Consider the following 19,988-nt stretch of genomic DNA (forward strand, 5'->3'; position numbering starts at 1 on the left):
TACATATTATTTGCTGTCAATTCCTTTTTTACAAACAAATATTTTATTTTTAATTAAATAATGCACCGATAACATTCAATGACTTTTTTTCAATTGAAAATTGACTAATGAAACCAACAAAAATCAGGTTTCTTTACTCATAAAATAATTAAGAATTTCGCTTATGTGCAATCTAAAAGTATTAAACCGAACCTCTAATGGAATTCTCTTGTATTGCCAACATAGAAACATGTATCAATTGCTGTTTAACAATTTGACATTTGATTTGAGCAGTATAAAAATGACGAGTTTTGCCAATTATTTGGACCAAATAGATATTGATTATTGGGAAAGGGAATATAAAAATTCAATTTATGAAAAGAAGATTCCGATTCCAACTTTACAGTCTAATTTTATTATTCTGCTTAACAGAAAAGAACTGGAGGAATTACGCTTTTTGGTAGATTGTGTCAGCGAAGACAGAATACTGAAACCGATAGAAATCAATTATCTTATTGTTTCAAATTGATAAACAGACATAGAGACAGCACATAAAAAAATCCGTCCCGCTTATAGACTGCCCCCAAAAAGTTAGACACTATTTGGGGGCATTTTTTATGGAAAGAAAGGTTAAATATGATTATGCATTCAAACTTGAATGTGTAAATTTAGTTTTAAAAAAGCATCATTTTTTTATACAATTTAAGACTAGTTTTTCATGTCTTCTGATTGATAATTAAGTCGGATTTTACGCTTTTAGCATTAATTTCTATCAAACGTTTTCATTTGTTTTACAGTTTGCCAAAAGAAGCTTTTTAAATAATGTCTTAGTGTTAAAAAATAAAGAATAATTAAATTTAAAATTAAAATAAACACATAAAATTGTTGTATTTGCAAAAAAATATTTGTTTTTTTGAAAAATTAATAAAAAAATATTTTTACTATTTCAAAAATAAATGTACTTTTATACTATAAAAAAACATAAAAATCATTAAAAAAACAATATAAAAAAAATACAAGATCATGAGAACAATTATCACCTTTGCCCTTTGCTTAAGCTTCTTTTCTGCGACGTATTCGCAAGACCAAAAAACAGCTGATAAAAAAGCAGAAACTTTAAAAATGGAAGTATTACCAGAAGTATTAGTTTCACACACTAAAAATGTTTCAAAATACATTCCAGACAACAATCCTGATGCAGTTATCAGAAACACTCAAAACGAATTCATTTCGTACAATGTAGATAATGAAGAGTGCAGAAATTTCGACGAGTATTTAGTGACTTTAGAAAATGAAAAAGGCTTCTTGGTGGCAACTTACAATCAACACGGAGTATTAGTAAGAGTTAACGAAAAATATGCAAATGCAGAATTACCAAGAGAAATAATGCGTTTTATCTTTATGTGGTACCCTGAATGGACAATTACAAAAAGTAAGTTTGAATATTCTCAACAAAAAGGAGCAATATTAAAAAAAACATACCATTTGAAACTTAAAAAAGATAATCAAACTCAAAATATACAAATTAGTTCAACAGGCGAAATTGTTAAAACAAACAATGAATTAGCAATGAATTAAAATTGCAATGATTCTCAATTAAACCAAAATCCCCCCTGTCCCTAAAAACTAAAAAAGAGGCTGTCTAAAAACATAGACAGCCTCTCCTTAAATTTTATTTATAAAATTACATTCTTTCTGGAACATTAATCCCTAATAAACTAAAGGAATCTGCAATAACATCTGCCACTTTTTTGGACAATTGCACTCTGAATGTTTTTTTAGCCAAATCAGTTTCTCCAAGAATGGAAACGGCTTGATAAAAAGAATTGTATTCACGAACCAAATCATATGTATAATTAGCAATCAAAGCAGGGCTATGATTATGGGCCGCATTCTGAATCACCTCTGGGAACAATTCTAATTGTTTTACCAATTCTTTTTCTTTTTCGTGAAGTTCTTCAATTCCTGCATTGGATGCAAAATCAAAATCGGCTTTACGGATAATTGATTGAATTCTGGCGTAAGTATATTGAATGAAAGGCCCTGTGTTACCAGCAAAATCAACAGATTCCTCTGGATTAAACAGAATTCGTTTTTTTGGATCTACTTTCAAAATATAATATTTAAGCGCTCCAAGACCTATTGTATTGTATAATTTTGACTTTTCTTCAGCAGAATAACCTTCTAGTTTCCCTAAATCTTCGGCAATTTTTTGAGCTGTATCGGTCATCTCCTGCATCAAATCATCAGCATCCACTACAGTACCTTCACGGCTTTTCATTTTTCCAGAAGGCAAATCTACCATTCCGTACGATAAATGAAATAAACTTGAGGCCCAGTCAAATCCTAATTTTTTCAGAATCAAAAACAATACTTTAAAGTGATAATCCTGTTCGTTACCAACAGTGTATACCATTCCTCCAACATCTGGCATGTCTTTTACACGTTGAATCGCAGTACCAATATCTTGAGTCATATAAACTGCAGTCCCATCTGAACGCAATACAATTTTACGATCTAATCCTTCATCGGTTAAATCAATCCAAACAGAACCGTCAGGATCTTTTTCAAAAATTCCTTTGTCCAATCCTACTTGAACTACATCTTTCCCCAATAAATAGGTATTGCTTTCGTAGTAATAGCTGTCAAAATTTACACCTAGATTTTTATAGGTAGTGGCAAAACCATTATAAACCCATTGGTTCATAGTTTTCCAAAGTTCGATAACTTCTGGTTTTCCATTCTCCCAATCCAAAAGCATTTGTTGCGCTTCGAGAATAATTGGAGCTATTTTTTTTGCTTCCTCCTCAGTTTTTCCGGTTTCCATCAATTCGGTAATTTCTGCTTTGTAAGCTTTATCAAAAGCCACATAATAGTTACCAACCAATTTATCGCCTTTCAATCCAGTAGATTCAGGAGTTTCTCCATTTCCAAACTTTTGCCAAGCCAACATTGACTTGCAAATATGGATTCCTCTATCGTTGATGATTTGTGTTTTATATACTTTTTTCCCAGAAGCTTTTATAATCTCAGCTACCGAATAACCCAATAAATTATTACGAACGTGTCCTAAGTGCAAAGGCTTGTTAGTGTTTGGCGAAGAATATTCTACCATTACCGCTTTGTCATTTGCCGAAGGCGTCACAAATCCAAATTTTTCAGCACTTCTTATTTCGTTGAAGAAATTCAAATAATATTGATCTGCAATCACAATATTCAAAAACCCGGAAACCACGTTAAAACGAGCGACTTCCGGAACATTTTCAACCAAATAATTTCCAATTTTATTTCCTAATTCAATAGGGTTGCTTTTTACCAATTTTAGCAATGGAAAAATAACCATCGTAATATCGCCTTCAAACTCTTTTCTTGTGGTTTGAAACTCTATTTTATCAATTGTTACATCAAACAAAGTTTGGATAGCTTTCTCTATAGATGGGGTAAGAATATTGGATAATGACATGTATACTTGATTTTTTTAAGTGTGCAAATATAAGGCTTATTCGCCAAATATAGAAAGTGAAAAATAACATTCTAGTTGGTAGTTCTTATAAAAAGAAAGTGTCCTAAAATATTACTTCCATTCAATAGGAATATTAACTCTCGACATAATCTAATTTATATAGAATACTACTCCTAAAAAATCAAAAAAAAGCATTTTAAAACTACTTAAGCCCAAAAAATATCAAAAAAAAATTTAGTCACAAAATGCTAAAAATCAAAGTTTCCCAATATTTTTTGGAAAGATCTATCAATTTTTTCATGAAATAGTGTTACAAAAAGAAAACAAAACAGTCTTACTTGCAATCATCAATCAAAACAATCAATCAAAAAACAAATTATGAAAATTAAACTATTAGTGTTTTTCCTATTGAGTTTTATAGGAATTGCACAAGCCGAAAACCCTGGAATTATTTCGGGAAAAGTAACAAATAAAGCAACAAACCAACCCGTACAGTATGCTTCAATAGTAATAAAAGATGCCGGAAAAGTAATTACCGGAATTGTTGCTGACGAAAATGGCTCTTTTTTGATAAAAAACTTAGAACTGAAAAAATTCACTTTAGAAGTAGAGTTCATTGGGTACAAAAAATACACTACTTCGTTTGAATTGAGTTCTTCAAAAAAAAGTTCCACTATAGAAATCCTTTTGGAAGAAGAAGCTACAGAACTCCAATCAGTTGATATTATCAAAGAGCATTCCTTAATCGAACAAAAAACAGATCGAAAAATCATCAACGTCGGGAAAGATTTACTGAGCGCAGGAGCAACTGCCGCCGAAATCATGAACAACATTCCTTCGGTAAGTGTCGATCCACAAACCAACGCAGTGAGCCTTAGAGGAAATTCGAACGTTAGGGTATTTGTAGACGGTAAACCAAGTACTGTTGATGCGGCTCAGTTATTGCAGCAAATTCCATCCACTTCAATCAAACAAATTGAATTAATTACCAACCCTTCTGCTAAATACAATCCCGAAGGAATGAGTGGAATTATCAATATCGTTTTAAACAAAAATGCTAAAATAGGTTTTAACGGAAGCATAAACAGCGGAGTAACTTTTGGTGAAACCCCAAAAACAAACTCTTCTTTTGACATGAATTACCGTAATGGTAAAGTGAACATGTATGCCAATTATGGCTTAACGACAGGTAAACATCATAATCATGGACAAGTAGAAACATTTGATGACAATGGAGCTATAGAAAATACTCAAAAATTTGATTTTTCAAATGAGAACACCTCTCACTTAGCCAAAGTGGGACTAGACTTTTATTTGAATGACACCAATACTATTTCTGTTTACACAACCCAAAACATTAATGACGAAAATGGAAAATCTAAAGTAAATGTAGATTTTTCAGACCCTACAGAACCAAGTATCAATCAATTATTAGACACTAAAAACGACAATTATACGCAAACCTATAATCTAGATTATAAGAAAAAATTCAAAAAAGAAGGACATACTCTTGAGTTTGAAGGTAATTACAGTAACAACGACAATACCGAAAACAGTGTATTCAACACTCCTAAAACGAATGACATTACCAATAAAGGGGAAAATGTTTTACTCAATTTGGATTACACCAATCCTTTGACGGAAACCATCAAGCTTGAAGCTGGATTAGAAACGAGAATTGAAAACACCAAAAACAACTTCCTTTTGGATGGTGCCTATAACTCAAATTTCAATTACGAAAGAAAAATTTATTCAGCCTATACCACTTTTTCAAAACAGTGGAATAAATGGAATGCACAAGTTGGAGCCCGTTTTGAAAAATACAACGCTGATGCTTTATTCAAAAAAGTAAATGAAGCCGATGGTACTTTTAATGATAATTTGTTCACGGTGTACCCATCCGGATTTTTAAATTATGCTCCAAATGACAATGATTCCTTTAATCTTAGTGTTTCAAAACGTGTGGACAGACCGAGTATCGACCAAGTAAATCCAATACGTGAATGGAGTACTCCTTTGATAGACTCGGAAGGTAATCCAGAATTACGTCCTCAATTCACCAATTCGGTTGAATTAAATTATACTCGAAAAACCAAAATAGGTTCCATAACATCAGGAGTATTTTACCGTCAAATCAATGACGAGATTTCACGAACCATTTTTGAGAATCCAAATGATCCAGAAAGACAAATTTTATCTTATGCCAATTTGGGCGACAACAATGCTTTTGGAGTGGAACTTTCAGGAAATCTTGATTTTACAAAATGGTATACTGCAAATATTAGTTTTGATGTTTATAACAAAAAAACAAAAGGTTACGTAGAAACGGATTACGTGGAAGTGGATGTCACTACTTTTAACTCTCGCATAAGCAACACTTTTAAAGCCAGTAAAAATTTACGCTTTCAATTGACAGGAATGTACCGTGGTGAAGATTTAGGATTGCAATTCCTAAGAAAACCAATGTGGAGAGTCGATTTAGGTTCAAGCCTTACAGTCCTTAAAGGTAGCGGAACCATAACTGCCAGAGTAAGCGATTTATTTGATAGTATGCATTTTGCTTTTGATGCCACAAAACCCAAAGTACAAACTGGTGAATTCCATTGGGAAAGTCAAACTGCCTATGTAGGATTCAATTATCGTTTTGGAACTGGAAAAAACAAAGCGATTCAAAGAAAAGAAAGAGATAAAAATGAAACCCAAGGAAGTGGCGGGTTCTAAAGATTAGTTTTAATAATTAGGTTGCAAAAAAGAAACCCCAGAGAATGCCAACTCTGGGGTTTCTTATGTTTAAAAAGAATGTTATTGTGAGTTTTTATTTCGACAGTTATAGAATTCTTTAATCAATAACAGAATATATTACCATTTTATAATAGCGCTTGCCCAAGTAAATCCACTACCAAAAGCAGCTAAAACCACAGTATCTCCTGATTTTATTTTTCCTTGTTCCCAAGCTTCGGTCAAAGCAATTGGAATAGAAGCTGCAGTTGTGTTTCCGTACTTTTGGATATTGTTGAATACCTGATCATCATTCAATCCAAATTTCTTTTGTATGTATTGTGAAATTCTCAGATTGGCCTGATGCGGAATCAACATATCAATATCCGAAACCTGCAAATTATTAGCTTCCAAACCTTCGTTGATTACTTCTGCAAAACGGACCACAGCATTTTTAAATACAAATTGTCCGTTCATATGAGGATAATAACTTTCGTCATCCGGATTATTGTCAGCCAAAATATCTGTTACCCAACGACCTCCCATACCCGGAGCTGTCACAACCAATTCTTCGGCGTGAACTCCTTCGGAATGCAAATGTGTCGATAAAATTCCTTTAGTCAAATCTTCTTCTCTACTCAAAATAGCCGCTCCCGCTCCATCTCCAAAAATCACAGAAACGCCTCTTCCACGTGTTGTCATATCCAATCCTGTTGATTGAACTTCGGAACCTATCACAAGAATATTTTTATACATCCCTGTCTTAATATATTGATCCGCCACAGAAAGAGCATACACAAAACCAGAACATTGATTACGTACATCTAATGCCCCAACGGTTCTCAAACCTAAATCACGTTGCACCAAAACCCCAGGTCCTGGAAAATAATAATCGGGACTTAGTGTTGCAAAAACAACAAAATCAATAGCTGAAGCAGCAACACCCGAGCGCTCCATAGCAATTTTTGCGGCTTTTACACCCATTGAAGTCGTCGTATCCTCTCCACGAATGATATGTCTTCTTTCCTGAATCCCTGTTCTTTCTTGAATCCATTCGTCATTAGTATCGATGATTTTAGACAAATCATCATTAGTCACTACATTTTCTGGGACATAATATCCCAATCCCGTTATTTTTGAATGGTACATATTTTTATTATTTTATTAAAACCAAGGGTACAAATTTAAATATCTTTTAAAAAACAAGAGCACAATATAGTGTTTTTTTAGACATTAGTAGTTTTGCCTTATTATTTATAAATCTAAGAGTAATTTAAGATCTTACTATTTAGATAATTTTCAACAACACTTCTTGATTGAATTCTAGGGCAGTTTCATGTTCAAAGAAAATAGCTTTCCTGTCAAAAGCAGCTTTTATTAGATAGCGACTTCCCTTAAAAAAAGATTGTTTTACCACTGCTTGCAAAGTACCGCTTGGATCAACTTTTAACTGATGTGGATACAATAAAATAATTTCGTCTTCTCCTTCTATTGGCATCAATTGGGATAATCTCAATTCGTTTACTTCTCCAAAAAGAGAGGCAACATACTTATTCAAAGGATAATTATAGACATCTGCAGACGGCCCTTTTTCCATAATTCTTCCCTGATGCAAAACTATCGTTTCGTCAGAAAAAGAAAGAGCATCAACACTGTCATGGGTTGCAATAAAACAGGTGATTCCTTTTTTCTTCAGATAGGCAAATAGATTTCTGCGTAATGCATTTTTTCTAAAATTATCGATATGGCTAAAAGGTTCATCCAGCAGCAACACTTCGGGTTCCAACGCCAAAACTCTCGCTAATGCAACACGTTGCTGTTGTCCTCCACTCAATAATTTGGCTTTCACATTGGAAAATTCGGTCATTTCAACCATTTCCAGTAATTCTTGAATGCGCAGTTTTTTTAAGGGCAAAAAACCATTGGAAAGAAACTTACCTACATTTTCGGCAACCGTTTCATAGGGCATCAAATCAAAATCCTGAGCCAAATATTTCATAAATGGCATCCCCGGAATCAAATTATATTTAGGTCCTCGAATCTCCGTTTCATTATAAAAAATGTGTCCTTCATTTAGGTCATACATGCCATAAATAAGTTTTAAAAGGGTGCTTTTTCCACAACCACTTTCTCCAAGAATAGCAATATTCTGTCCTTTGGCGACGGTGAAATCCACATTTTGAATAATGATTTTTTCGGTATATCCGAATGAAATATTTTGAACTTGAAGCATTCTATAACATTAAAATTTAAGAGAACAAATATAGTTTCTTTAGCAAAAAGAATATGCTATATACTCTTAGAATTTACTGTTAAATAAAATAGCCATTTTTTTCTTTATTTAAAAAAGAAAAATCAAGCATAACAGAGCTACGGTTTATTTTTATTTTGAAGAAGAAAGGAAAAAAGAATGTTTTATTACGGTAAATTCTAGAGGTATATAGTATTCGTTGATAATTGATTTATGACTATCCTTAATTCGTACCATGTCTTTTTTTTGCCACGGATTTCACAGATTAGCACAGATTCTATCGATGTTATAGATGCTATTTAAGAAATCTGTGAAAATCTTTTTAATCTGTGGCCAATTTTATCGTTTTGGTACTAGTCACGGACAGTCATATTTGATTTAAATCCAAAAAAAAACTGCTTCATAATAAAGCAGTTTTTTTTCATCATTCTAAGATGTTACTATTGTTTACTTTTGGCTTCCTCAACCATTTTTTGGTTGGCAGTAATTGCAAATTCTACACGACGGTTTTGACTTTGACCTTCTTTAGTATCATTTGAAGCAATTGGATCTGCAATACCAAATCCTGATGTTTTGAAACGGCTAGCCACCAATCCTTTTGAAACTAAATACAATTTTACTGATTCAGCTCTTTTTTGGGAAAGTGTTAAGTTATAATCTGCTTTTCCTGTATTGTCAGTATAACCAAAAATTTCAATATTAGTATCTGCATAAGAATTAAACACAGGAACTAATTTATCCAAATTAGCTTTAGCCTGAGGTGTCAAAGACGATTTGTTCACATCAAAACGAACTGCATTTTCATTCAAAACCAAATGAATTCCCTCTCCTACACGTTCAACATCGGCACCTGGCAAAGCTTGATCAATCTCTCTTGCCTGTTTGTCCATGCTGTTTCCAATCAAAGCTCCGGTTCCACCACCAACAACTGCTCCAATAGCAGCTCCTAATGCAGCGTTTCCACCTTTTCCAATATTATTTCCTAACACAGCACCCAGAACTCCTCCTGCAACTGCTCCAATTCCTGCTCCTTTTTGTGTGTTATTAGCATTCTTTACAGAATCACAACCTGTAAAAAGAAAACTCAACACCAATAAACTACTTAATCCTAAAATCGTTATTTTTTTCATCTTATTTTTTATATTATAAATTAGTTAACTTTTTGAAATTGGTAAACAACAGCAGTTGGATTATTCCCTACGTTTATTTTGTCAATCAATTCAAATGAAGTTTCTGTTTGATTTCTAACCCCAAGAACGAAACCAGTTTTTACTTTTTTAGACTTCAGTCCTTCGTCTAAAATCTTTAGAACAAACTGTCCTTCTTTATTCACATACCAAGTGATATCAGATGTAAAAGCAGTACAACTAGGGCTGTTCAAAGTCATATTCCCTTTATTGTTGTTTGAAATAAACTTCCATGTACTTCCCACAAAACATTTTGAATCAGCAAGATTAAAAGAGTTTACTTTAATATAATCCGAACCTGGATAACTAACATTCGTAATCTGCCAATTTCCTTTTATTGCGACCTGAGAAGTCTTGTCTAATTTTGTTATAGGAGCGTTAGAAACTGGCTCCGGTGTTGCAGGCGCAGTAGACGCAGATTTACATGCAAAAACCAAAATGGCCATAGTGCATATTAAAAGAATTTTCCTCATTTTTTTTCAATTTTAAATTAATGTAAGCACAAAGGTACATATGAAAATTATTAAAATTTATTTTTTTGTTTATATAATTTACTTACGACAATTTGTCACTTTCAAAGTAATTGGTACTCTATTTGAAAGTTACTTTTACCAATTGTAAAACCATTAATACATATAAAAACATGACAACAGGTAAAATTAATGTTTCGGTTGAAAACATCTTTCCCTTAATCAAGAAGTTTCTTTATAGTGATCACGAAATTTTCTTGCGTGAATTGATTTCAAACGGAACCGATGCAACTTTAAAACTAAAACACCTTACCAGTATTGGTGAAGCTAAAGTTGAATATGGTTCTCCGATTATTGAAATTAAAATTGACAAAGAAGGCAAAAAACTCCACATCATTGATCAAGGATTGGGAATGACTGCCGATGAAGTAGAAAAATACATCAATCAGGTTGCTTTTTCTGGAGCTGAAGAGTTCTTGGACAAATACAAAGATTCTGCCAAAGATTCAGGAATCATTGGTCATTTTGGTCTTGGCTTTTACTCTGCTTTTATGGTAGCGGAAAAAGTGGAAATCATTACCAAATCATACAAAGACGAACCAGCTGCACACTGGACCTGTGACGGAAGTCCAGAGTTCACATTGGAACCAGCTGACAAAACGACTAGAGGTACTGAAATTATTTTGCACATCGCAGAAGATTCTCTTGAATTCTTGGAAGAATTTAAAATCTCTGGATTGTTAAACAAGTACAATAAGTTCATGCCTATTCCAATTAAATTTGGAACAAAAAAAGAAAAAATAGAACAAAAGAAAGGCGAGTTTGTTGAATCTGAAGACAAAGAAAATACTTTTACAGAAGTAGAAGTTGACAATATCATCAACAATCCTAATCCAGCTTGGACAAAACAACCAACTGATTTATCGGATGCTGATTACAAAGATTTTTACCGCGAAATGTATCCAATGCAATTTGAGGAGCCTTTATTCCATATTCATCTGAATGTAGATTATCCTTTTAATTTAACGGGTATTTTGTACTTTCCAAAACTAGGTTCTGATTTACAAATTCAGAAAGACAAAATTCAATTGTATCAAAACCAAGTGTATGTAACGGATAATGTAGAAGGAATTGTACCTGAATTCTTGATGATGCTTCGCGGTGTTGTTGATTCTCCAGATATTCCTTTGAATGTTTCCCGTTCAGGATTACAAGCTGATGGCGCTGTTAAGAAAATATCAAACTATATCACTCGTAAAGTTGCCGATAAATTGAAATCTTTATTCAATGAAAACAGAGCAGATTTTGAGCAAAAATGGAATGACATCAAAATTGTTCTGGAATATGGAATGCTATCTGAGGATAAATTCTACGAAAAAGCTGGAGCTTTTGTTTTATACCCAACAGTAGATGACAAATACTTCACTCTTGAAGAATTAAAAGAAACCCTAAAAGAAAAACAAACCGACAAAGACGGAAAATTGGTTGTTTTATATGCAGGAAACAAAGAAGCGCAACACTCTTATATCGAAATTGCAAAAGATAAAGGATATGAAGTATTGCTTTTGGACTCTCCAATTATCTCACATTTAATTCAAAAAATTGAAGGTGATAATAGTGGATTGCATTTTGTTCGTGTCGATTCTGACCATATTGATAACTTAATCAAGAAAGAAGACGCTGCAATTTCTAAATTATCTGAAGAAGAAAAAGAAAGTTTAAAAACTTCATTAGAAACTTATATTCCAAAAGCATATACCGTACAATTGGAAGCGTTAGACAGCAATGCAGCTCCATTTATCATTACGCAACCTGAATTTATGCGTAGAATGAAGGAAATGAGCCAGTCTGGTGGTGGTGGAATGTTTGGAATGAGTAATATGCCGGAAATGTATAATTTGGTTGTAAATACCAATTCAGATTTGGCTACAAGCATTTTGAATAACAAAGACAAATCGGCACAAGAAAGTTTGGTAAAGCAAGCTTTGGACTTGGCCAAATTATCTCAAAACCTATTGAAAGGCGAAGAACTTACGGCTTTCGTAAAGAGAAGTTTTGATTTGATCAAATAATTTTACTTTCCTTTTTAAAAGGGAAAATCCACACCTGCAAGCTCAAACTTGCAGGTTTTTTTATGCCCCAAGATCATTGCTTTTTTTGCTTAATTTTTTCAAAAAACAAAGCTAATTTATTTAAAATAAGCACTTATGCTTCCATTTTGTTATTTTTTTGCTTAATTTTAAGAATTGAAAGAAATAAACGAATCGTTTATTTGGCTTCTTAGAATCTAGCAGTCTTCATTTCTTTCTTTAAAAAACATCCCTCCTTTTCGGGAAATGAGTTCATTTCTTTATTTAAAAAATTAAGCTTCACAAACCAATTTAAAACTGATTTGATTTAGAACCTAATTAAAACCTACACTTATGGCAAATAACGAAACCAAAAGTTTAAATGAAACGGAATTAGAGAAAGAAAAAAATACAGGAAAAGAAGCTGAAACTTCGGTTTTACTCACATTATATATGGGTCTTTTTTTGGGAATGGTTCCTCTTATTGGTTTTCCCATCACAATTCCAGAAATGGGCGGAAAAATTCTTTTTATAGGTTTAACACTAGGAATAGCAGCTTTTATTAGTTCATTTTTTTTGGGCACTTTATTTGGAATGCCTAGGCGAGGCAATAAAACAGGAAAAGATTATGCACTCAACAATGGCTTAATCGGAATCTCAGACTGGTTAACTAAAATAATTGTCGGTTTTATTTTAATCAATTTAAAAGAAATTCCTGGATATATCAATTCCTTTGCAGAATATATAAGAATAGCTGCAAAATATAATGACCAATTATTGAATATCTACACAATTGGCATCCTTTTCTATTTCAGCTTTTTAGGTTTATTTATCGGATACAATTATATGAGATTGGTTTTATCCAACAAATACAAATATGCTGACGACAATTTGATCCGCAGAGAACTGGAAATTACAAAGGAAAAGCTGCTTGAAGCAAAAGAAGAGAATAAACAAAAAGATAAAAAGATTATCGAGTTTCAAAGTTTGGTTCATGAAAAAGAGCAATTGGTCAAAGCGTTAATCGACAAGGTAAACGCACCAACTATGTCTAATTCCAACATTAAAGCTGTTGTTAAAAAACTAGTCGATTCTGACGAATTCAAAAAAGGGAACGGAAATATAGAATTGCATGTGGATAAAATGATTGATGAAGCCAAAATGAAACTGCATAAAGGCCTTATCACCCATCATGATGATCCTCAAAAAGGACAATGGAAATCAAGTGCCATAAATAATGAGCGAGAATTAAAAGCAACTGTTATTGAAGAAACCAAAGGATTGTATAAAATAAACCTCCAGATAGTTTCTACAAATCCCAAAAATAATCCATTAACAAACGGCGACCTAGTTTTATTCGCTTTGCATAATACGTTTGACGACCCACCTTTCAAGCTCGTAAAAGTAGACAAACAATCAGCCGAACTTAATTTTTATGCTTATGGTTCCTTTACTGTAGGGGCATTTGTTGATGATGGTACTACTGAACTGGAACTTGATTTGGCTGAATTACCAAATGTTTCCAGTCATTTCAAATTCCATTAATTGATTGTTTTTACTACAAAAAAACAAAATATTAACATTTAATTCAATATTTAACAGTCACAACCATTGATACTTCACATAAAATAATAAATTTGCCTACCCAAATTAAATAAACCTAACCTAAAAATTATTTTTTATGAAGAAAAACTTTTATTTATCAGCAGCATTTACCCTTACTTGTTTTCTATTTATTTCATGTACAAAAGAAGATTCTTTGAGTGCTACCGACAATAGTTCAGTAGTAGCATCAGCTTCTATTGATGCGGTAAATGAAATGGATATTCAAACAGGAACTCAAGTATCATTCGACAAATTAACTGCTAAAAAAACAGGAAAATCTTTGACCAGTTCATGTGGAACCGTGACAATGGATCCAATAACATCAACTTTTCCTAAAACATTCTATGTAGATTTTGGAACAACAGGATGCGTAACTAATGGCATCACCAGAAAAGGAAAATTGAAAATCACTTTTTCTAATTATATTACGGAGACAGGCAGCACCATGACTGTTGAAAGGGTAGACTACTCTGTAAATGGCAATAAAGTAGCAGGAAAAATTGTGTACAAAAACACAACTACAACTGTACCTCAATGGACAAGAACAGTTACCGATGGTATATTTACAGATACTAAAGGGGATGTATATCAAAACGCAGGCTCTTATACAATAAAACAAACTGCGGGCGTTTCTACACTTACTTTAACTGACAATACATACGAAATGATTGAAGGAACTCATACTGTTACTAAACAGAATGGTGCCAAAATCACTTTAACGGTTTTAGAACCTTTAGTTAAAAATTTCTCTTGTGATTATGTATCCAAAGGAAAACTAAAAGTAGAAAGTACTCTTTTAAACGGAACAATTAATTATGGCAATGGAGATTGTGACAATAAAGGCACTTATACTCAAAACGGAATTGAATTTCCTATTACAATGTAATTCCAATTTTATTTAAAAATATATTATGAGGTTGTCTGAAAAGGCAGCCTCTATTTTTTTGGTTAAATCATAAATATACACTGCTAGATAAATTTCGGGACACTAATTACACAAAACGAATAGTAAAGTTTTGTACAAAAATAAGTTGTAGAAACACTTTTTAAGTCATTAAAGAAAATACAATTAAAAATTAAATACTAAATTTGCTACATTAGCTTTCTGAATTTCAATAGAGTAAAAAAAATCCATTAATTATGTACAAGTTAGATGCAAACGATTATTACACGCCTTTTTTTTTAAAATCTTCAACATTTAAAATTATTTTGGTTGCATTTATCTTCAATGTACTTGCTTTTTTGAGCTTCAGAATAACTGTCTCCCCAGACAATCTATCTCCAATTTTCCCCGACGTAGGATTTGCACTTGCTGCTGTATTAATTATAGGACGCAAAGCAATAGTTGGAGTTTGGATAGGATCATTTGTCGCAAATATGTTTTCTTTTTGGGATGTTTGCAAAATGCTGGACAAATCATTACTCGAAACCATACTCTCTTCAGCATCAGTAGCTACAGGAGTAGCAATCGCAGTAATAATAAGTACTTACTTAATTAATTCAATCAACAAAGGCGAATATCCATTAAAATCAGGATCTTCAGTTATATCCTTTTTAGGAATCAGCGTTTTATATTGTGGTATTTGTTCTTTGTTATGCGTTTCAGCTATTTCGTTTTGGGGTCTAAGTGTACCAAACCACTTTATTTCCAATTGGACAACTCTATGGAAAGGTGATTTAATTGGTACAATACTTATAACTCCTTTTCTAATATCTTGGTTCTATCGTCATCACATAAAAATTATCTCCACTTCACTTCTAGAAGCTATTTTCTTAGGATTAGCAACAGTATTAGTATGTTTACTAATTGCTTATGATCATCCAAATGATCAATATCTATTCATCATAATATTACTATGGGCCACGTTTCGTTTTAGAATTAGAGGTGTATCTATCTTGGCCTCCATGTTCGCCCTTTTATCATCAATATACGGATATCTCGGCTACGGTTCATTTGTAGTAGTCAATTCTGAAGATTCACTGATTAATATTAATCCCTTTTTTGGATTAACCACAGTCATTGCCTTAATATTGTCAGGATACTATTCTGATTACCTACATAGAAAACTAGAAGCGTAAAACATAATGATGGTAAACTTTTAATACCACAAAAACCCTAGTTAAATTCTCGATTTCTTTTATGGCATGTCCCTGCGGGTCGGGCTGTCCATTATATTCCCGATTAACAAAAACTACGGCAGAAAAGCCTTGTTTTTCTAAATCGGGAGATGGCATTTCCATCCCTCATGCGATCGCGTTTCCATAACCGTATTTAGTATTTAATGATTAAATTTAGTATTGTCCTATAAACAAAAAAAAGCCCCAAAGAGGAGCTGTTTTTTGTGATTTCGAAGTAAGCACTTTTTTTTATAAAATAACCCAATTAATTCACCGTGGCCACATTTTGGTTCTTCATTTTCAGATCCCCTTTGTACACCTCGGCCACTGATTTTCTAGATAGTGTAGAAACCTCATTGGTGATCACAATCTCGTGCGTCACTTTCTTGAGATTGGTTTCCACTTCCAGGAAATAAACCCCGTCAGGAAACTCTTCAAGGCTATACGTTTTCATAATCCCTCCTTTGCCGGTGGCTATTTCAGAGTAGATTACATTATGAGACTTATCGTAGATCGTTACATTGGCTTTCTGAATCTCATTTACCGAAAAACTAATTTCTTTACCCGTTCCTTTTTTTACGTTAAGTAAAAAATCACCATCGATTGCATAAGTACTCATCGTGGTCATTGCAACCAATACTACCAGACTAAGTTTTAAAATCGTTTTCATAATACTGTCGTTTTAAATTAGTAATAATTTCTATTGCTAAAGTAGTATCATAATTCTGTTTAAAACACAACTGCATTTTCCGATACAAATGCTATTTTAACCTTACGAAAACGATATATTACATATTAAGACAATTTAGTATCTATCTAGGGTAATTTTGAATAGTTTTTAAAATTGCTATTTTTATAAAATCCACTAAAAACCTAAAACTTTTATAAAAGAAAAAACCCCGTTTCTTTCGAAACAGGGTTTTGTAAAAAAAGGCAGCGACATACTCTCCCACATAACTGCAGTACCATCTGCGCAGGCGGGCTTAACTACTCTGTTCGGGATGGGAAGAGGTGAGCCCCGCCGCAATAACCACCTTAAGTCGTTAGTTGCTTTGGACAACTTTTTTAATTAATAATTAGCTTCGCTCCGTTCGGCTTTCGCCTCGGGTAATCATTAACCATTAATAATTAAAACTAATATCTTAACATACTGAGATAAAGAATATAAAAAGTATTAGAAAGTTTCTCCCCCCGACTTGCATCGGGGGAAAAGGTGTACATAAGCTTACGGGTTATTAGTACTACTCGACTATGACATTACTGCCTTTACATCTATAGCCTATCAACGTGGTCATCTCCCACGACCCTTAAAAGAAATCTCATCTTGTGGTGGGTTTCGCGCTTATATGCTTTCAGCGCTTATCCCTTCCCAACGTAGCTACTCTGCGGTGCCCCTGGCGGGACAACAGATACACTAGAGGTTAGTCCAATTCGGTCCTCTCGTACTAGAATCAGATCCACTCAAATTTCTTGCGCCCACAGTAGATAGAGACCGAACTGTCTCACGACGTTCTGAACCCAGCTCGCGTGCCACTTTAATGGGCGAACAGCCCAACCCTTGGGACCTTCTCCAGCCCCAGGATGTGACGAGCCGACATCGAGGTGCCAAACCCCCCCGTCGATATGAGCTCTTGGGGGAGATCAGCCTGTTATCCCCGGCGTACCTTTTATCCTTTGAGCGATGGCCCTTCCATGCGGAACCACCGGATCACTATGCTCTACTTTCGTACCTGATCGACCTGTATGTCTCTCAGTCAAGCTCCCTTATGCCATTGCACTCTACGCACGGTTACCAAGCGTACTGAGGGAACCTTTAGAAGCCTCCGTTACTCTTTTGGAGGCGACCACCCCAGTCAAACTACCCACCAAGCAATGTCCCCCGAATTTCGGGGTTAGGCCTCAGATAAACAAAGGGTTGTATTTCAACAATGACTCCACAACGCCTGGCGACGCCACTTCACAGTCTCCAACCTATCCTACACATCATTTATCCAAGGTCAATACTAAGCTATAGTAAAGGTGCACAGGGTCTTTTCGTCCCACTGCGGGTAAACGGCATCTTCACCGTTACTACAATTTCACCGAGCTCATGGCTGAGACAGTGTCCAGATCGTTACACCATTCGTGCAGGTCGGAACTTACCCGACAAGGAATTTCGCTACCTTAGGACCGTTATAGTTACGGCCGCCGTTTACTGGGGCTTCAATTCAATGCTTCTCCGAAGATAACATCTCCTCTTAACCTTCCAGCACCGGGCAGGTGTCAGGCCCTATACTTCATCTTACGATTTTGCAGAGCCCTGTGTTTTTGATAAACAGTCGCCTGGACCTCTTCACTGCGGCCTCTGATTACTCAGAGGCGACCCTTCTCCCGAAGTTACGGGTCTATTTTGCCTAATTCCTTAGCCATGAATCTCTCGAGCACCTTAGGATTCTCTCCTCGACTACCTGTGTCGGTTTGCGGTACGGGTACTAATTACCTGAAGTTTAGAGGTTTTTCTTGGAAGCCCTTAGGCGCACTATCTCTTTGTCCGAAGACTCCGAGTACTATCGTATTTCCCCAAGCCGCGTGGATTTGCCTGCGCAGCTTATAGGTAGGTACTTCAACGAACTATTCCGTCAGTTCGCGGCGCTTTCATCACTCCGTCACCCCATCACAGTAATCAGTAGTACGGGAATATTAACCCGTTGTCCATCGACTGTCCCTTTCGGGTTCGCCTTAGGTCCCGACTAACCCACAGCTGATTAGCATAGCTGTGGAAACCTTAGTCTTTCGGTGTGCGGGTTTCTCGCCCGCATTATCGTTACTTATGCCTACATTTTCTTTTCTAACCAGTCCAGCATACCTTACGATACACCTTCAACCCTGTTAGAATGCTCCCCTACCACTTAGAGTAAACTCTAAATCCATAGCTTCGGTAATATGTTTATGCCCGATTATTATCCATGCTCGTCCGCTCGACTAGTGAGCTGTTACGCACTCTTTAAATGAATGGCTGCTTCCAAGCCAACATCCTAGCTGTCTGGGCAGACAAACCTCGTTCTTTCAACTTAACATATATTTGGGGACCTTAGCTGATGGTCTGGGTTCTTTCCCTCTCGGACTTGGACCTTAGCACCCAAGCCCTCACTGCACGGAAACATTATATAGCATTCGGAGTTTGTCAGGAATTGGTAGGCGGTGAAGCCCCCGCATCCAATCAGTAGCTCTACCTCTATATAACTTTGCGCCGTGCGCTGCACCTAAATGCATTTCGGGGAGTACGAGCTATTTCCGAGTTTGATTGGCCTTTCACCCCTACCCACAGGTCATCCGAAGACTTTTCAACGTCAACCGGTTCGGACCTCCACACTGTGTTACCAGCGCTTCATCCTGCCCATGGGTAGATCACACGGTTTCGCGTCTAACACTACTGACTAAAGCGCCCTATTCAGACTCGCTTTCGCTACGGATCCGTGGCTTAACCACTTATCCTTGCCAGCAACGTTAACTCGTAGGCTCATTATGCAAAAGGCACGCCGTCACCCCACAAAAGGGCTCCGACCGCTTGTAAGCGTATGGTTTCAGGATCTATTTCACTCCGTTATTCACGGTTCTTTTCACCTTTCCCTCACGGTACTGGTTCACTATCGGTCTCTCAGGAGTATTTAGCCTTAGCGGATGGTCCCGCCAAATTCAGACAGGGTTTCACGTGCCCCGCCCTACTCAGGATACCACTATCAATATCTTCTATTACTTATACAGGGCTATCACCTTCTTTGGCTCTACTTTCCAGTAGATTCTAATTCTATCCGCATTAAATCTCGTGGTCCTACAACCCCAACATTGCCGTAACAACATTGGTTTGGGCTAATCCGCGTTCGCTCGCCACTACTTACGGAATCACTTTTGTTTTCTTCTCCTCCGCCTACTTAGATGTTTCAGTTCAGCGGGTTTGCCCACCTATCGGTGTACTATGTCTTCAACATAGTGGGTTGCCCCATTCAGGTATTTACGGATCATATCGTGTGTGCCAATCCCCGTAACTTTTCGCAGCTTATCACGCCTTTCATCGCCTCTGAGAGCCAAGGCATCCCCCATACGCCCTTATTTTGCTTATTGTACCAATCGTAAAATCAATTACGACCG

13 protein-coding genes and 2 rRNA genes are annotated in these 19,988 nt (G+C 35.3%); 7 read left to right on the forward strand and 8 right to left on the reverse strand.

Translation table 11 applies throughout. The features are described 5' to 3' along the window. Positions 1-163 precede the first annotated feature (163 nt). Together HQN62_RS16860 and HQN62_RS16865 are read left to right on the forward strand one after the other, a co-directional pair. Positions 164-508, forward strand: a complete 345-nt coding sequence (locus HQN62_RS16860; RefSeq protein ID WP_173505225.1) for a DUF6686 family protein — start codon at positions 164-166, stop codon at positions 506-508. Positions 509-1,002: 494 nt separating this feature from the next. Beyond that, entirely contained in the window at positions 1,003-1,557 is a 555-nt protein-coding gene (locus tag HQN62_RS16865; RefSeq protein WP_173505226.1) for a hypothetical protein, read from the forward strand. Positions 1,558-1,663: 106 nt separating this feature from the next. On the opposite strand, the gene argS is transcribed toward HQN62_RS16865, so the two are convergent. After that, positions 1,664-3,442: an arginine--tRNA ligase gene (argS, locus tag HQN62_RS16870; protein WP_173505227.1), complete on the reverse strand. Its 1,779-nt coding sequence runs from the start codon at positions 3,440-3,442 to the stop codon at positions 1,664-1,666. A gap of 378 nt (positions 3,443-3,820) precedes the next feature. Here argS and HQN62_RS16875 point away from each other — a divergent pair, with 378 nt between their 5' ends. Next, a complete protein-coding gene (locus tag HQN62_RS16875) occupies positions 3,821-6,163 on the forward strand; it encodes a TonB-dependent receptor (RefSeq protein WP_173505228.1) in 2,343 nt (780 codons plus the stop codon). A 138-nt stretch (positions 6,164-6,301) separates the two neighbouring features. Here the strand turns inward: HQN62_RS16875 and HQN62_RS16880 are convergent, their stop codons facing one another. The 4 genes from HQN62_RS16880 to HQN62_RS16895 all read right to left on the reverse strand — a co-directional run bounded on the left by HQN62_RS16880 (position 6,302) and on the right by HQN62_RS16895 (position 10,071). Continuing rightward, complete coding sequence (locus HQN62_RS16880) at positions 6,302-7,309, reverse strand: 3-oxoacyl-ACP synthase III family protein (RefSeq protein ID WP_116797304.1); 1,008 nt, start codon at positions 7,307-7,309, stop codon at positions 6,302-6,304. A gap of 139 nt (positions 7,310-7,448) precedes the next feature. Beyond that, a complete protein-coding gene (locus tag HQN62_RS16885; protein WP_116797303.1) occupies positions 7,449-8,393 on the reverse strand; it encodes an ABC transporter ATP-binding protein in 945 nt (314 codons plus the stop codon). 458 nt (positions 8,394-8,851) lie between these two features. After that, positions 8,852-9,541 (reverse strand): YiaD family glycine zipper/OmpA-like lipoprotein, encoded by a 690-nt coding sequence (locus HQN62_RS16890; RefSeq protein WP_116797302.1) that lies wholly within the window; start codon positions 9,539-9,541, stop codon positions 8,852-8,854. Between the two features lie 20 nt (positions 9,542-9,561). After that, positions 9,562-10,071 carry a lipocalin family protein gene (locus tag HQN62_RS16895; protein WP_173505229.1) on the reverse strand — a complete coding sequence of 170 codons (510 nt, stop codon included), beginning with the start codon at positions 10,069-10,071 and terminating at the stop codon, positions 9,562-9,564. Positions 10,072-10,241: 170 nt separating this feature from the next. On the opposite strand from HQN62_RS16895, the gene htpG reads away from it, so the two are divergent. From htpG to HQN62_RS16915, 4 genes are all read left to right on the forward strand, one after another. Next, positions 10,242-12,140 (forward strand): molecular chaperone HtpG, encoded by a 1,899-nt coding sequence (gene htpG / locus HQN62_RS16900; protein ID WP_173505230.1) that lies wholly within the window; start codon positions 10,242-10,244, stop codon positions 12,138-12,140. Positions 12,141-12,491: 351 nt separating this feature from the next. Next, positions 12,492-13,682: a pYEATS domain-containing protein gene (locus tag HQN62_RS16905; RefSeq protein WP_173505231.1), complete on the forward strand. Its 1,191-nt coding sequence runs from the start codon at positions 12,492-12,494 to the stop codon at positions 13,680-13,682. 136 nt (positions 13,683-13,818) lie between these two features. Next, positions 13,819-14,628, forward strand: coding sequence for a hypothetical protein (locus HQN62_RS16910; RefSeq protein ID WP_173505232.1), 810 nt, complete (start codon positions 13,819-13,821; stop codon positions 14,626-14,628). A 356-nt stretch (positions 14,629-14,984) separates the two neighbouring features. Further along, a complete protein-coding gene (locus tag HQN62_RS16915) occupies positions 14,985-15,821 on the forward strand; it encodes an MASE1 domain-containing protein (RefSeq protein ID WP_173505233.1) in 837 nt (278 codons plus the stop codon). Positions 15,822-16,125: 304 nt separating this feature from the next. Here HQN62_RS16915 and HQN62_RS16920 read toward each other — a convergent pair whose 3' ends face one another. The 3 genes from HQN62_RS16920 to HQN62_RS16930 form a co-directional block, all read right to left on the reverse strand. Next, entirely contained in the window at positions 16,126-16,530 is a 405-nt protein-coding gene (locus HQN62_RS16920; protein ID WP_173505234.1) for a T9SS type A sorting domain-containing protein, read from the reverse strand. A 258-nt stretch (positions 16,531-16,788) separates the two neighbouring features. Continuing rightward, positions 16,789-16,898, reverse strand: a 5S ribosomal RNA gene (gene rrf / locus HQN62_RS16925). A gap of 177 nt (positions 16,899-17,075) precedes the next feature. Continuing rightward, positions 17,076-19,961, reverse strand: a 23S ribosomal RNA gene (locus HQN62_RS16930). Positions 19,962-19,988: the final 27 nt, after the last annotated feature.

The organism is Flavobacterium sp. M31R6 (assembly GCF_013284035.1).
Taxonomy (GTDB): Bacteria; Bacteroidota; Bacteroidia; order Flavobacteriales; family Flavobacteriaceae; genus Flavobacterium.